This window comes from Kitasatospora sp. A2-31 (assembly GCF_022288725.1).
Classification (GTDB): domain Bacteria; phylum Actinomycetota; class Actinomycetes; order Streptomycetales; family Streptomycetaceae; genus Kitasatospora.
In genome coordinates this window covers 630,227-645,157 of sequence record NZ_JAKNTA010000005.1, presented here as the reverse complement: position 1 = coordinate 645,157, position 14,931 = coordinate 630,227, and the positions used below count along the sequence as shown (strand labels likewise).

11 protein-coding genes are annotated in these 14,931 nt (G+C 74.8%); all 11 read right to left on the bottom strand.

The window, feature by feature from the left end:
* Positions 1 to 25: 25 nt before the first annotated feature.
* The 11 genes from MCM47_RS17640 to MCM47_RS17590 all read right to left on the bottom strand — a co-directional run bounded on the left by MCM47_RS17640 (position 26) and on the right by MCM47_RS17590 (position 14,543).
* Complete coding sequence (locus MCM47_RS17640) at positions 26 to 1,420, bottom strand: family 16 glycosylhydrolase (RefSeq protein WP_238862575.1); 1,395 nt, start codon at positions 1,418 to 1,420, stop codon at positions 26 to 28.
* 246 nt (positions 1,421 to 1,666) lie between these two features.
* Complete coding sequence (locus MCM47_RS17635; RefSeq protein ID WP_238862574.1) at positions 1,667 to 2,878, bottom strand: NAD(P)-binding domain-containing protein; 1,212 nt, start codon at positions 2,876 to 2,878, stop codon at positions 1,667 to 1,669.
* Positions 2,875 to 4,152 (bottom strand): ATP-grasp domain-containing protein, encoded by a 1,278-nt coding sequence (locus tag MCM47_RS17630; protein ID WP_238862573.1) that lies wholly within the window; start codon positions 4,150 to 4,152, stop codon positions 2,875 to 2,877. Before MCM47_RS17630 ends, MCM47_RS17635 begins: the two co-directional genes overlap by 4 nt.
* Before the next feature lie 73 nt (positions 4,153 to 4,225).
* Complete coding sequence (locus MCM47_RS17625; protein WP_238862572.1) at positions 4,226 to 5,587, bottom strand: family 16 glycosylhydrolase; 1,362 nt, start codon at positions 5,585 to 5,587, stop codon at positions 4,226 to 4,228.
* Positions 5,584 to 7,659 (bottom strand): glycosyltransferase, encoded by a 2,076-nt coding sequence (locus tag MCM47_RS17620; RefSeq protein ID WP_238862571.1) that lies wholly within the window; start codon positions 7,657 to 7,659, stop codon positions 5,584 to 5,586. The genes MCM47_RS17625 and MCM47_RS17620 overlap by 4 nt, the downstream gene beginning before the upstream one ends.
* Before the next feature lie 5 nt (positions 7,660 to 7,664).
* On the bottom strand, positions 7,665 to 8,489 hold the full coding sequence (locus MCM47_RS17615; RefSeq protein WP_238862570.1) for a polysaccharide deacetylase family protein: 825 nt from the start codon (positions 8,487 to 8,489) through the stop codon (positions 7,665 to 7,667).
* Positions 8,486 to 9,703: a glycosyltransferase gene (locus MCM47_RS17610; protein ID WP_238862569.1), complete on the bottom strand. Its 1,218-nt coding sequence runs from the start codon at positions 9,701 to 9,703 to the stop codon at positions 8,486 to 8,488. The genes MCM47_RS17615 and MCM47_RS17610 overlap by 4 nt, the downstream gene beginning before the upstream one ends.
* Entirely contained in the window at positions 9,693 to 11,132 is a 1,440-nt protein-coding gene (locus tag MCM47_RS17605) for a lipopolysaccharide biosynthesis protein (RefSeq protein WP_238862568.1), read from the bottom strand. Before MCM47_RS17605 ends, MCM47_RS17610 begins: the two co-directional genes overlap by 11 nt.
* Positions 11,132 to 12,385 carry a glycosyltransferase family 2 protein gene (locus MCM47_RS17600; protein ID WP_238862567.1) on the bottom strand — a complete coding sequence of 418 codons (1,254 nt, stop codon included), beginning with the start codon at positions 12,383 to 12,385 and terminating at the stop codon, positions 11,132 to 11,134. The genes MCM47_RS17605 and MCM47_RS17600 overlap by 1 nt, the downstream gene beginning before the upstream one ends.
* Positions 12,382 to 13,716 (bottom strand): glycosyltransferase family 2 protein, encoded by a 1,335-nt coding sequence (locus MCM47_RS17595; RefSeq protein WP_238862566.1) that lies wholly within the window; start codon positions 13,714 to 13,716, stop codon positions 12,382 to 12,384. The genes MCM47_RS17600 and MCM47_RS17595 overlap by 4 nt, the downstream gene beginning before the upstream one ends.
* On the bottom strand, positions 13,716 to 14,543 hold the full coding sequence (locus MCM47_RS17590; RefSeq protein WP_238862565.1) for a glycosyltransferase family 2 protein: 828 nt from the start codon (positions 14,541 to 14,543) through the stop codon (positions 13,716 to 13,718). The genes MCM47_RS17595 and MCM47_RS17590 overlap by 1 nt, the downstream gene beginning before the upstream one ends.
* Between the last annotated feature and the right edge of the window lie 388 nt (positions 14,544 to 14,931).

Here is a 14,931-nt window from a genome sequence, read left to right as displayed (position 1 = left end):
GCGGTCCGGGCCGGTCAGGACCGGGTCAGTGCTGCCAGACGCGCACGTAGTCGACCTGCATGTCCGCCGGGGTCACGGTCGGGCCGGAGGCGTAGACCGCGTTGTTGAGGATCAGGTACATCGGCGCCGAGGTGATGCCGCTGGTGATCTGGCCGACCTTCACGCCGTCGTAGTAGTAGGTCACCGAGCCCGGCTGCCAGTCCGCACCGAAGGTGTGCCAGCCGCTGTAGTTGCCCGGGGCGCAGCCGCCGGGGCCGCCGGACGGCGAGTGGAAGTGGTAGCAGGCCTGACCGCTCAGGCCCTCCATCACGTCCAGCTCACCGTCGGCGGGCCAGTTCTGGCCGTCGGTCCAGAAGGCCGGCCAGTTGGCGACCTGCGAACCGGACGCCGGCAGGTAGATCCGGGCCTCGAAGGCGCCGTAGGTGAACTGGGCCTTGCCGTTGGTGTTGACCAGGCCCGAGGTGTACGCGTAGTTCTTGCCGTTCACCGTGGCCGGCTTCTGCTCGGCCTTGAGGTGCAGGCTGCCGCCGCTCTCGCTGATCTGGGACGGGGCGTAGGCGGCGGACTCGGCGCCGTTCACCGGGGGCGTCGTGCAGGTGGCGCAGCCGAACCAGTTGGGGTTCCACTTCGAGCCGTCCAGCGACGAGCCGTTGAACTCGTCGGCGAAGACCGAGCGCCAGGTGCCGGGGATGCCGAGCGGGGCTGCGCCGGAGCCGGACGGCTGGGTGGGCGTGGCCGTGGCGCTGGGCGTCGGCGTGGCCGTGGCGGTGGCGGTCGGCGTCGGCGTGGCCGTGGCGGTGGGCGACTTGGTGGGCGACGGCGAGGTGCTCGGGGTCGGCGACGCGGTGGCCGACGGGGACGCGGTGGCCGTGGGCGACGAGGTGGCCGTGGGCGACGAGGTGGCCGACGGGGACGCGGTGGCCGTGGCCGTCGCGGTGGGGCTCGGCGTCGGAGTCGGCGTCGGCGTCGGCGTCGTCGCACCGGCGGTGAAGGTGCCGATCGGCGCCAGGTTGTGCCAGGTGTTGTTGACCTCGTAGGCCACGAAGTACGTGTACTTGCCGGCCGGGAAGGTGCGGCTCTCCGGCGTGAACGTCCGCTGCGTCGAGGACAGCGTCGTCGGGATGGCGCCGCGGAAGTCGTAGTGGGTGCCGTCGGCCCCGCGGACCGCGATGGTCAGGGCCTGCACCGCGGTCCGCTTGGTGGCGTGCAGCTGGGCGGTGGCGGTGACCGCCGCGCCGTCGCCGGGAGCCGGCGGCGTGACCGACAGCGAGTCGACCACCACCGGCTCGGCCGGCGCGGTCGGCAGGGCCCAGGCGGCGGCCGCTCCGGTTCCGGTCGCGGCGATCGCGAGGGCGAGGACGGCGAGCCTTCGCCGGCCGGTGAACGTGCTGCGGGCACGGTGCTTCGAGTGCTTGGGCATGAGGGGGAGGACCTTTCGTTCCCCCCCGGCTGTGGAGCCAGCAGCCTGAACGAGGGAACGGTCCGTACGCAAGCCCGACGCCGCGGCCGGAACCGCGGCATCGATCGTGCACGTGCTCAAAACTCCAGGTGGGGCGGCCCTTCCGGGTGCGGATGCGGACGGTCTGTGAAATGGGGCACAGACGGGGTGCGGGTACCGGTCCGGCGGTGGGCGGGGCCGGCCGGACCGGGGCCCGGATCAGGCCGGTCAGCGCACCTCCGAGGCGATCGCCCGGCTGATCTGCCGGGCTGCGAAGCCCGTGCCGCAGACGAAGCGCATCATCGGCCCGAAGGTGTCGGCGGCGGACAGGCCGGTGAAGTAGAGCCCGGGCACCGAGGACTCGAAGCCGTGGGACAGCCTGGGCGCGCCGCCGTTGCGCCGGGCCACCGCCCGGCGCAGCGCCGGGTCCAGCATCTCCAGCCGCTCGACGTCGACCCGGTACCCGGTGGCGGCCAGCACCTGGTCGACCTCCAGGGTGTCGGTGGTGCCGCGCAGCCGGAGCCGGACCCGGCCGCCGACCTCCTCGGCCGACGCCACCCGGTGCCCGGTGAGCACCGGGAACCGGCCGAGCGCCCGCTCGGGCAGCCACCATGCCCCGGACGGTCCGAGCACCGTGCGCACCAGCTCCGCCCTGGTGCGGTCCGGCAGGTACCGGAAGGCCGCCGGAGCCCGGGTGAACGCCACGAACGACCAGCCCGGGCCCAGCGGGGACCCCGGATGCGCGATCCGCGTCGGCCACGTCCGGTCGCCCGGCCGGTCCGAGTCGGGCGGCTCGCCGAACTGCAGGCGCTCCGCCCTGGCGACCAGGACCGGTTCGGCGCCCGCCTCGTACATCAGCGTGGCGCTCTCCAGCGCCGACTGCCCGGCTCCGATCACCGCGACCCGCTGGCCGGCGAACTTCGCCAGGTCGGCGTGGTCCGAGGTGTGCGAGGCGAGGCCCGCCGCGACGAGCGGCTGCAGGTCGGCGGGGATCCGCGCGTACGGCGGGAAGCCGCTGGCCATCACCACCGCACGGGTCGTGAACGCCTCGCCGGTGTCCAGGTGGAGCCGGAAGCCCGGTGGCGCCCCCTCGACCCGGACCACGGCCGCGCGCTCCACCCCGGGCACGCACCGCTGCTGGTACCACTCGCCGTAGCGGACGAACTCGTCGAGCGGCACGGCGTAGCGGTCGCCCACCCGGGGCTGGTTCCTGGCGGCCCGGAAGTCGTTCAGCCCGAACCGGCGCTCGGGATCCGCGATGGACGAGGCCCGGGGGGTGGACTTCAGGAACATCCCCGCGGGCATGCGTGCCCGCCAACTGCCCATCGGCACGCCCATGATGCGTGCCGGAACGCTCCGCGCCCTGAGGTGCGTCGCGACGGCCAGCCCGTACGGACCGGCGCCGACGATCGCGACGGGCACATCGGTGATCGAGTTCATTTCGAACCTCCCAGGGCAAGGCCCTTGGTCATCCGCTGGCCGGCGTAGCCGGCCACGCGGCGTGTCCCCTGGCCGCCGAAGCGGAGCGCCATGACGGCGGCCGGTGCCGGGTCGTCACGGCACAGCCAGGCACGCTCCGTGGACCGCCGCGGCTTCAGGTCCGGCAGCGGGCGCCGGTCCTGCCAGTACGTGACGGCGGCGGAGAGCACGTCCAGCTGTCCCACCCCGAAGAAGCGGTGGAGCTGCGGACCGCGCGGTACCGGGCGCCCGGTGAGGGACAGGTGCAGGGCGCGGACCACGTCCACGCCGTCGGCCGTCTCGAACAGCCGGAACTGGGCACCGGTGCGGGGATTGAAGTCGAGCAGCTTGTACCTGCCGTCCCGCAGGTCCAGCCGCCAGTCGAGGTCGGCGATGCCGCTGAAGCCCAGCGCCCGGCAGAGCCGGACGGCGAGTCCGGCCAGCTCGGGGTTGGGCAGCGACACCGCCCGGGTGGTGAACCCGCCCGAGGGCGGGTACGAGCGCAGCTTCTGCCCGGTGAAGACGGCGAGCGGTTCGCCGCCCGGGCCGCAGCACAGGTGGGTGATCCAGTCCTCCGAGCGTTCCGGGGCCAGGTACTCCTGGGCCAGCACCGAGAGCCGGCCGTTCGGCGGGCAGGCGGCCAGCAGCTCCTGCTCGTCGCGCACGACCGTGGAGTGGTGGACCACCGGGCGGCTGAGCCGGGTGAACGGCTCCAGGTTCTTCAGCACCATCGGGTAGCCGCAGGTCTTCGCGGCCGCCAGCAGCTCGTCGTGGTCGCCCGGGGCGACGGTGACGGGCGCCGGGACGTCGTGCTCCTCGCAGATCGCGTGCATGGCACCCTTGTTGGCCAGTCGCCGGGGAAGCCCGGCGGGCACGGGCGGCAGCACGAAGTACGGGGACAGCTCCTCGGCGTGCTCGGCGAGCAGGACGGCGGCCTCGTCGTCGGTGGGCAGGGCGATGCACCGGCCGCCGATCTCCCGGCCGACCTCCCGGACGACGGCGAGCAGCCGGTCGGTGCCCTCGCGCCCGGTGGTGGGCCGGACGAAGGCGCGCGTCAGGTAGCGGGAGAGCGCCGTCGGCGTGAGCCGGTCCTCGACCATCGCGTACACCGGCACCCCGGCACGGCCCAGCGATCGCACGGCGCCGACCGGCCCGTGCGCCAGGGGGTACTTCCCCACCTTGACGAGTAGGACCGCGGTCTCCCGGTCCAGGTCCAGGTCCAGCCCGGTCGGTCGGGTGTGGTCGGCCCGGTTCATGTCGTGCCTCCTGTGGTTCGTGTGCTCGGGAGTGCCGCTGGTCGGGTGCGCTGCGGTCCGGTCGGTCGTGCGCTCAGTGCTGCCACACGCCGACCCAGTCGACGCGTACCTGCGTCGAGTCGACGCCGGGCGGGGGCGACTGCTGGTAACCCACGGCGAGGTTGAGGATCAGTTCCATCGGGGTGGTCGGGATCGAGGCCCGGTCGGTGACCTGGAAGACCTGCACGCCGTCGACGTACCAGGTGACGGCGTCGGGCTCCCAGTCGAGCCCGAAGACGTGGTAGCCGACGGCGAAGTCCGCCGGGCCGTGGGCGTAGTGGGCGTCGATGTCGGTGCCGTCGGGGGCCTCGGCGTGCAGGTTGAGGTCGACGTACCGGTTGCTGTTGATGAACTCGGCGGCGTCGAGCTCCGGGAGCCCGCCCCTGGTGTCGGCGGAGAGCAGCCAGAACGCCGGGAACATGCCGAGCGGCTGGTCGGTGGTCCTGATCGCGGCGGCGAAGTACCCGTAGGTGAAGGTGTGCCGCGGGTTGCCGTCCCAGTTGTCGCGGCCCGTGGAGACCATGCCGGACGTCCAGGGGTAGACCTTCCCGTCGCTGCCGGACGTCGCTCGGCGCTGGGCGGTGAGGGTGAGTGCGCCGTTCCCCACCGCGACCTGGCCCGGGAGGTACCACTGGTCCTCGTGGTTGCCGGCGTTGGTGCAGCCCCGGACGTTCCAGTCGTAGCAGGTGGTCCACTTGGAGCCGTCCAGGCCGGTGCCGTCGAAGTCGTCCCGGAACACCTGGTGCCACGGGCCGGCTCCGGGCGGCTGGTCCGCACCGACCGGCGGCGGGACGTCCGCGTCGCCCGTGGACGCCGCGGCCGAGGTGTGCGGCTGCAGGACCGCGCTGACGCCGGTGCCGGCGCCGCTGGCCGTTCCGCAGGCGACGGCCAGCAGCAGCACGCCGGCCACCGGCAGCGTCCGCCACCGGACCGCGGGGCCGCCGCCGGACGGCCTCCGGAGCCACCCGGGGCGGCGGGAACGGCCGGCGGGCTCGCCGGACGAGGGGGCCGGCGGGGGCGCGGGCGCTGGCGCGGGGGCGGCGGGGAGGCGGCGCGGGAGCACCGTCAGGAGGGTGGTGAGCACGGCGAGGACCAGCACGGCCCGGCCGACCGTGAAGGAGTGGGTGAAGAACAGTGCCTCCGCCGTCAGCATCGTGAGCGCCAGGCTGACCGTCACGGCCAGCGCGGCGGCGCTCACCCGGCCGGGCCCCCGGTCGCGCCAGGACGGGCCCGGCCGGGCCCAGGCCACGGCCGCCGCACCCGGGCCGGCGAGCAGGAAGACGCCGGCGACGACGGCCCGCAGCGGGTTCCCGGCCGGGAGCAGCAGGGCGGCGAGGGCGGTCCAGCCGCAGAGCGCGGGAAGTGCGCGCGGCAGGGTCCACGGTCGGACGGTCATGACGTCCTCCCTCCGGTCGGGGCGGAGCCGGCGCCCACGCCGCCGGACGGGACGTACTGGTAGACGACGGAGTCGTCGTTGGAGAACACCAGCCGGAGGTCGGGGGCGGTCGCCGCCGCGGCCGCGAAGCCCTCCGTCGCGGAGACCGGCAGCAGGCCGGTGAGCTCGCACTCGGCGAGCTGGGCCCGGGTCAGGATCAGGTAGGTCGGGCCGCCCGCGACGTTCGGGCGCTCCAGCATCATCCGCAGGACGTCACCGGGGTTGGCCACCAGGCGCTTCAGGTCCTCGTGGGAGGCGTCGCTGAGGACGAGCCGGTCGTGGTCGTCGTAGTGCAGTTCGCCTCCCGGCTCGTTGGCGGTCAGCGAGACGATCCGCGAGCCGGCCGGGGTGGCGGCGACGTAGCGGAGTGCGGCGGCCTCCTGCGGGGTGAAGTAGTTCATGCTCTCCTTGCCGAAGTAGCCGAAGAGCATGCCGCCGAGCAGACCGAGCAGGACGACGGCGGTGAGGCCGGTCCGCACCGGGCCGCCGGGCCGGCCGGCCGGCGGAGCGGGCGTGCGGTCGGACGGGGAGCCGGAGTCGGGGCCGGACGGGGCGTCGGCGGGCCTGGCGTCGGCGGGCCTGGCCGGCTGCGTGTCGGCGGGCTTCGGGTCGGCGGGCTTGGCGTCCCGGGCGCCCCAGAGGAGGGTCGCGGCGAGGAAGGCGGCGGCCGGCAGGGCGAACAGGTAGGCCCGGAAGAGCATCTCCCCGTCGTAGGCGTTGGCGAGCAGCACCAGGAGCGGCGCCACCAGCAGCGGTACCAGGCCGACCCGGCGCACCGAGCGGCGGCGGACCAGCGCGGCGAGGGCGAGCAGGAGGACGGCGCCGGTCAGGAAGCGGTCGGCCCAGGAGGTCATGATCTGGCCGGGGGCGGCCTGTCCCAGCTGGGCCAGGCCCGACACCGCGTTGTGGTCCGGCGAGCCCAGGGCGGTGATCAGGCCGGCCAGGTTCTGCGACACGAACGGTCGGGCCACGGTGGCGTCCCAGAGCACGGTCAGGCCGACCAGCGCGCCCAGCACCGGCAGCACCGTGCGGCGGTTGCGGCGGCCCAGGGCCAGCAGGGCCAGGCTCACGGCCAGCATGACCGGGGTCAGCTGGTGCGAGGAGACGATCACCGCGAGCAGCACCAGGAGCAGCAGGAACGGCGCCACCCGCCAGCCGCCGCGCGGCGGGACCTCGTCGGCCGTCGACAGGGCCCGGGCGCCGGGCGGGCCCGCCCGGCGCTCCGCGGGCCCGTGCCCGGCCGGCGCGAGCGTCCGTGTCACCGCCAGCTGACGCATGACCAGCGCGACCACGGTGAGCGAGACCAGGTAGGCGAAGGCCTGCGGGGAGAAGTAGTCCTGGCCGACCCAGGCGGTCGAGAAGTAGAGCCACACCCCGCCCCAGACCAGCCGGCGGTCCCTGGTGATGCTCCGGTAGAGCATCAGCAGCGGCCCGAGCAGCAGCAGGTTGGTGATCACCGGGTACCAGGAGGCGTAGCCCAGGACGGAGTCCAGGCCGGTGGCGCGCAGGACCAGGGCGTGCAGCTCGAAGAAGCCGGGCCACTGGTTGTAGACGTCGAGCTTGCCGGCGCCCGGCACCGTCCCGCCGTGGCGCAGCATGGCGTCGACGATCGCGACGTGCTTCCAGGCCCAGGCGTAGCGCAGGGTCGGGTAGAGCAGGCTGGGCGTCGCGTGGATCACCAGGATCAGCGCCAGGACGTAGGCACCGGGCCACCGGTGGCGGATCCTCGGGGCGCGCAGGGCGGTGACGAAGCCGAGGGTGAGCAGCACCAGGGCGGCGAAGTAGGCCGGCGGCAGTGCCTGGAGCAGACCGAGGTCGCCCATCCGGGAGAGCTGCGTCCGGGAGAGGGCCAGCAGCCAGAGCGCCAGTGCGGCCGGCAGGGCGCCGCGGACCACCCAGCCGGACCAGCCGGGGGCGGCGAGGGCCGTGCGGAGACCGCCGGTCCGGTGGCCGGAGGTGCGCTTGGCGAGTGGGCGGTGAGCCGGTGTCCGCGGGTCGGGTCGGACGTCTTCACGTTCCAGGGAGTCGGTCACTGTGATCACTCCTGACCGCGGCCCCTCGGTGGTCCGCCCGGCGGGCGGCCGAGGGCCGCGCGCAGGCGGCGGTACGTCCGCCACGCCCGGGTGGCGGCACTCTCGTGGAAGGGCGCGGTCGGGGCGCCCCGGCGCTTGGTCCAGTCGTCGAACACCTGCGGCGGCGTGTCGGCGCGGACCATCAGGCGGGCGATCCGCAGCGGGTCGTCCGCCGGGGAACTGAAGGCGTTCCGGACGGCGGCGGCCGAGGTGTACCCGGCCTGGGCGACCTTGCGGCGGACCTCGGCGCCCGAGTACCCGTGGGGGTAGGCGAAGGAGACGACCTCGTGGCCGAGCACGTCCTCCAGGACCGTCTTGCAGCCGGCGATCTCGTCGGTCAGCCGCTTGCCGTAGACGGTGTCCAGCGGGACGTGGCTCCGGGAGTGGGCGCCGATCTCGACGCCCAGGGCGTCCAGGGTGCCGAGCTGGCGCCAGTTCAGCATCGGTGCCGGCGGCAGCAGGCTGCCGGTGCCGCGCCCGCCGGGCGGGTGGAGGGCTCCGGTGGTGACGTACAGGGTGGCGGGCAGCCCCTCGTCGGAGAGGATCGGGGCGACCGTCCAGTAGAAGTCGGCGTAGCCGTCGTCGAAGGTCAGGACGGCGGCGCCGGGCGGCAGCTGCGGTCCGCCGCGCAGGGCGGCGACCAGGCGGCGCAGCGGTACGAGCTGGAGGCCGTTGTCCGCGATGCGGGCCAGCTGCTCGCGGAACAGGGCGGGCGTGACGGTGTACGGCGCGAGCCAGGACGGCGGGTCGTCCGAGACCGAGTGGTAGAGGAAGACCGGTATCCCGCTCATGGCGCGCCCCGGGTGGGTGCGCCGGTGGGCGGCCGGCCGCCGGCGGCGGGGCGGGCCTCGGTCTGCTCGTCGTGGGTCGGCTGGTCGTGCGGGGTGGGCCGGTCACCGGTGGGCCGGTCGTGGGTGGGCTCGTCACCGGTGGGCTCGTCACCGGTGCGCCGGCCCCCGGTGCGCTGGCCCCCGGTGACCGGACGGACCGCCCCGGTCCGGCGGAGTGCGGTCCGTCCGGTTCGGCCGCCGGCGGAACCGGTGAGGTAGCCGGCGGCGGTCAGGGCGACGCCGGCGCAGAGCGCCGCCGCCGTGGCGGGGCGCCACCGGCGCAGGCTGCGCAGCACCGCGGCGGGCACGGTGTGCCGCAGGTAGGTGCGCTCGCTCGCGAGGCCGGCGGCGGCGCCGTCGTGCCGTACCACCGCGGCCTTGGAACGGCCTTCGGCGAAGCAGCGCGCGGCGAAGTAGGAGAACGTGGTGCGGGCCGGCGGCACCCGGTGGCGGACGGCGGCGGCCGGCTCGTAGCGGAGCACGGCGCCGGGGTGCCGGGCGGCCAGCCGGATGCAGAGTTCGGTCTCCTCACAGCCGAGCGGGCGCCGCCCGACCCGGCCGAGGTCGGTCCGGAAGCCGCCGGCGGCGAGGGCCTCGGCGCGACGGAAGGACATGTTGGCGCCGATGAAGTTGCGTACCCGGGCGGCTTGGCGCGGCAGACCCCGGTAGGAGCAGCCGACCACCCAGTCGAACTCGGGCGGGAACCAGCCGGGGCGGCCGCTCTGCCACCACGGCCGGACGAGGCCGCCGACGCCGAGCACCTCCGGTGCCCGGTAGCCGGCCAGCAGGTGCCCGGTCCAGTCGGGGGCGGCCGTGGCGTCGTCGTCGAGGAAGGCGATCAGCTCGCCGCGGGCCGCTCGCAGGGCGGTGTTGCGGGCTCCGGAGAGACCGCGCCGCTGTTCGTTGGCGATGATCCGCAGGCCGGTGGAGAGGTGTTCCCGGGCGAGGCGGAGCAGTTCGGGGCAGTGGTCGACGACGAGCAGCAGCTCGTCCGGGGGGCGGTGCTGGGCGTGGACGGAGGCGACGGCGGCGCACAGGTCGTCCCAGCGCTCGACGGTGTAGGCGCAGATCACGACGGTCAGGCTCGGCCCGGGGCCGTCGACGGGCCCGGGGGTCCGGTCACCGCCCCGGTCGGACGACAGGTCGACCGGCTCGGCGGAGCGGTCAGTGGTCATCGCCCTCGCCTCCTTCCGTGGCGGCCGGCTCCGCGACCCGCGGCTCGACGGCCGGCGCCTCCGTGGTCCGCAGCCAGCGCCGCAGGACGACGAGCAGGAACGCCGCCAGCGTGTACTCGGCGATCACCCAGGCGAGGCCCACACCGACCAGTCCGTACCGCGGCAGCAGCACCGAGACCAGAGTGATGATCATGACGGCGGAGGCCATCCGCACCCCGACCATCCACGACAGCGCGCGACGGACCCGGGACACCTGGATGACCACGTTGGTCACCGCGATCGGCAGCGCGCACAGGGCGAGCAGCCGCAGCACCGCGGTGCCGTTCTCCGCGTACGCGGCACCGAACACGCTCAGGATCCAGGGCGCGCCGACGACGATGACGAGCACGGCGCCCGACAGCAGCAGTCCGGTGTGGCGCAGCATCCGCCCGGCGTACTCGGCGAGCCTCCGCGGGTCGCGGGCGCCCTCGACCACCAGGGAGTGGCCCATGCTGAACGTCGCGACGAAGAGGGTGGAGGCGATGACGAAGGCCAGCGAGTAGTAGGCGCTGCCCTCCGGGCCGAGCTGGGCCAGCACGATCAGGGGGACGGCGCTGTAGCTCGCGAAGCTGAAGAGGTTGCCGAGGTAGTCGGCACCGGCCCAGCGCAGGACCCGCTGGGGCGGTTCGGCGGTGCCGTCGTCGGCCGCGGCGTGGACCGGCACGGCCCGGCGGAACAGCACCACGTTGGCCAGCCCGATCGAGACCACCATGGCGACCGCCCAGGCGACCAGGATGCCGGTGCCGACGGCCAGGGCCGCGCAGCCGGCGAGGAGCAGGGACTTGGCGACCGCGAAGACCGCGTTCTCGCCGAGCACCCAGCCCGTGCGGCGGGTTCCGGTGAGCGCGCCGTCCTGCAGGACGAAGATCGCGTAGCCGGCGGTGGCCGCGACGAAGGAGACCGCGAGCACCGGCGAGTGCAGGTAGCGCAGGTTGGGTGCGACCACCGGGAGCAGCAGCAGGAAGCCGACCGCGACCAGGGCGCTGCACCCGGCGCTGACCGCGTAGCACCACAGCACCAGTCGCCTGGTGTGCCGGCCGGCGGCGGGGACGAACCGCACCAGGGCGTCCCCGAGGTTGAGGCTGCCGAGCGTGGCCAGGAACATCGCGGCCGACAGTGCCGCGTAGCTGCGCCCGACCGCCTCGACGGAGTAGTAGCGGGTGGCGAGGATCCAGAAGAACGCACCGAGCCCGGCTGCGACGATCGAACTCGCGGCCAGCACATGGCCGTTGTGCATCAGAGAGTCCGCGCGCAGGCGCTCGGTCGCCGCCCTGAGCCGGGCTCGCAGCAGCACCGGGTAGGAGCACTCGCAGGGCAGCGCCAACGGGCACGAGCACGGCCGGGCGGACGCGGTCCTGCGCCGGGAGCGGGCGTGGTCGAGGGCGGACATCACGACCTCGCCGAGTGGTCGGCCCGGTGTTGCATCCGGACGCTGCGCAGGTAGCAGACCGGCCCGTAGACCAGCCCGAGGAGCTCCAGTCGCCCGAGGCGGGCCATCAGCGGGTCGCGGCGTGCCCCGGCCGGGGTGCCCCGGCGCAGGGTCTGCCGGACTCCGCGCGGCACCCGGGCGAGCAGGGCGGCCAGCAGGAGCGGCTGCCGGCGGGCGGCGGCGGCGAGGTAGGCGCCGAATCCGACCCCGAAGCCGAAGACCTGCTTGGTCAGCGACTCCATGGAGCGGCGGTGGGGGTGCCAGACCAGGGCGTCCGGCCGGTACACGACGGTGTGGCCGGAGGTCAGCACCTGCAGGAAGGAGAGCAGGTCCTCCCCGCCGCGGGCCGGGGTGCCGGTACTGGTGGCGGGGTCGAAGCCGCCGAGGGACCGGAGGAGGCCGGTGCGGAAGGCCATGTTGGCGCCGGTGCCGAGCCGGCCGGTGGCGAACGGGAACAGCGGGTCGTCGGACGGTTCGGCGAGCGACCAGCTGCGCACGGTGAAGCCCTTCGCGTAGCCGCAGTAGCGCTCCAGCGCGATCTGCGCCCGGGTGTCCAGTTCGGCGGGCAGGACCAGGCCGGTCACACAGCCCACCCGCGGGTCCGCGAAGCCGTCGACCAGGGCGGCCGCCCACCCGGCGTCGATCAGGAGGTCGTCGTCGGCGAAGGCGCAGATCTCGCCGTGGGCCGCGGCCAGGCCGCGGTTGCGGGCCCGGGCCAGGCCGGGCACCGGCTCGTGCACGTAGCGGACGCGGCCCTGGTAGCGGAGCCGGACGAGCAGTTCGGTGGCCCGGTCCGAGGGGGCGTTGTCGACGACGATCACCTCGGTGTGCCGGTAGGTGCCGGCCAGGAGGGCGTCCAGGGAGCGCGGCAGCAGGTCGGCGCGGTCGTGCGTGCACACGACGACGCTGACCAGCGGGGTGCCGGCCGGCCCCGCCGGCGCGGCGGCGGTCGCCGTCCGGGGGGCCGGCGCGGGCAGGTCCAGTTCACGGGCGGCCGCGGCGGTCAGGGCGCGGCAGAGTCCGTCCCGGTCGCCGGGTGCGGCCTCGGCGGTCACCAGGCCGAGGGGCCGTCCCCGGTAGCGGATCAGCGCGAGCACGCGGCCGTTCGGGGAGAACACCTCGCCCCGCCCCGGGCGGTGCAGCTCGTCCGGGTGTTCGAGGTCCAGCTCGGCGACCGCGACGGGCGCGGGCGGCAGGGTGATCGGGGCATTCATGACGGCTGACCTCCGGTGCGGCCCGCCGCCCCGGGGCGGCGCTGCTGCCAGACGGTGAAGAGGTAGCAGAACGGGCCGTACAGCAGCCCCCGGCGCTCCAGCCTCCGGAGGGTGCGCAGGGTGTCGCTGTCGACCCGCCCGACGCGGGGGCCGACCCGGTGGGTGACGTGCCATCGCCACACCCCGTAGGGCAGCCGCCGGAGGAGTTCGGCGAGCAGGCTCGGCCGGTGCGAGATCGCCGCCGCGAGGTACGCGCCGAATCCGACCCCGAAGCCGCGGATCTGGGTGGCGAGCGCCTCCATGGTCCGCCGGTGCCGGTGCCAGATGATCGCGTCGGGCTGGTAGGCGACGGTATGCCCGGCGGTCAGCACCTGCTGGAAGGAGAGCAGGTCCTCCCCGCCGCGCGAGGGCGTGCCGGTGCCGGTGGCCGGGTCGAAGCCGCCGAGGGAGCGGATCACCTCGGTGCGGAAGGCCATGTTGGCGCCCATCCCGAAACGGCCCGTGGAGAACTGGACCAGGGGGTCGGCCAGCGGTTCGCGGAGCGACCAGCTCCGGGCGGCGAAGCCCCGGCCGGGACCGCAGTACTCCTCCAGGACGAACTGCGCCTCGGTGTCGAGCTCGGCCGGCAGCACCAGTCCGGTCACGCAGCCGATCCGGTCGTCCGACTGGAACGCCTCCGCCAGGGCCGCCACCCAGCGGGAGTCGGCGATGGCATCGTCGTCCGTGAAGGCGCAGACGTCCCCGCGGGCGGCGGCGAGGCCCCGGTTGCGGGCCCGGGACAGGCCCGGCAGGGGCTCCCGGACGTACCGGACCCGGTCGCCGTAGCGCGATCGGACCAGCCGCTCGGTGGCGTCGGTCCGGGGGGCGTTGTCCACCAGGATCACCTCGATCGCGGGCGATCCGATGTCCACCAGCGAGTCCAGGCAGCTGGGCAGCAGCTCGGCCCGGTCCCGGGTGCAGACGATCACGCTGACGGTCAGCGGGCCCGCAGGCACCCGGGCGCGTCCGACCCGACCAGGACGCGCCGCGGGTGTCGCGGTGGACAGCGCGGGAACGGGGAGTTCCCGGTGAGCGGCGTCGACCAGCGCCCGGCGCAGCGTGGCGGTGTCGCCTGCTGTTCCGGTGGCCGTGACCAACCCGAGCGGGTGTCCGTGCAGCCGCACCAACGCCAACACGCGGCCGGCCGGGTCGTCGGCGCCGAGACCGCCGGGCGAGCGCAGCCCGCTCGGCTCGTCCAGGTCCAGGTCGACGACGCGGACGGGGGTGTAGAGCGAGTCACGGGCGGCAGGGCGCGGGCAGGCAGCTGCGGTGCGCCGGTCGGAGCCATTCATCATCGCTCCCCCGCGGAAGGGGCCGCCGAGGCCCGGGCGCCGGGACGCTCGGAGATCAGGGTCCTCAGCACCCGGCGGCCGTCGGAGACGGCGTGGAGGTGGGAGCGGCCGCTGCGGCGGGGGAGTTCCAGGCTCGGCACCTCGGCGATCCGCAGTCCGGAGCGGAGCGCGTGCGCGATCATCTCGGCCTCGATCTCGAAGCCGGTCGACCGCAGGTCGAGCGCGTCCAGGAAGGAGCGGCGGAAGGCACAGTAGCCGTAGCACAGGTCGGTGAGGTGTGCGTCGTACAGGCGGTTGACCACGGCGAGCAGCACGCGGTTGCCGAGCGAGCGGATCCGGGTGAAGTCCAGCGAGCCGCCGCCCGCGATGCACCGGGAGCCCTTGACGAAGTCGTAGCCGTGGTCGAGGAAGTGGAGGAAGTGCGGGATCTCGCCGGGCCACATGGAGCCGTCGGCGTCCAGCATGACGATGTACTCGCCGGAGGCGGCGGCGAATCCGGTGCGCAGGGCGTTGCCCTTGCCGGGACCGCTCTGGGCGACGCTGCGCACGGTCGGCAGGCAGTGCCGGGCCATCGGGATGGTGGCGTCGCTGGACGAACCGTCGACCAGGATGACCTCGTCGACGCAGCGCGGGATCTGCTCGAACACCCAGGGGATGTTGCGGGCCTCGTTCTGCGCGGGAACGACCAGCGTCACGCTGTGCTTGCTGGGAACGCCGTCCCCGGCCCGGCGCATCGGCCGCCGGCCGGTGACCCGGTCCTCGGCTCGACGGTTGGGCCGGCCGTTCTGCTCCGGGTGCGAAACGACGTGGTTGGGCAGGGTGCTCATCGAGGACGGCCTCTCGGGGGGAGGCGGCGGGCGGCGCCGGGCACGGCGCGGCCCCTGGTGGAACGGGGCGGACCCGGGCGCGCGACGGATGCGCGGGGCGGGCGGGGCCCCGGAGGGAAGTCCCCGGGGGGACTGCCGAAAAGCTGGAGAGCGACTCTCGCGGCCGAAGGGGGTGCGCGCCGCCCGCTCTCGCTCGGGCGCCGGAGCGCCCGGTCTGTCGAACTGGCCAATGTTCTTCCCGCACCGGGGTGCGGGGTGTGCCAGGGCCTCATCGTGCCCAGGTGACCTGCGCCACGTCAAGGGGTTTGTGGCGATTGGTTCCCTATGCCCGATTCGGAATGGATCGGGTGGGTCCGCCGAGGGGCCGGCGGATCGCGGCCCGCCCCCG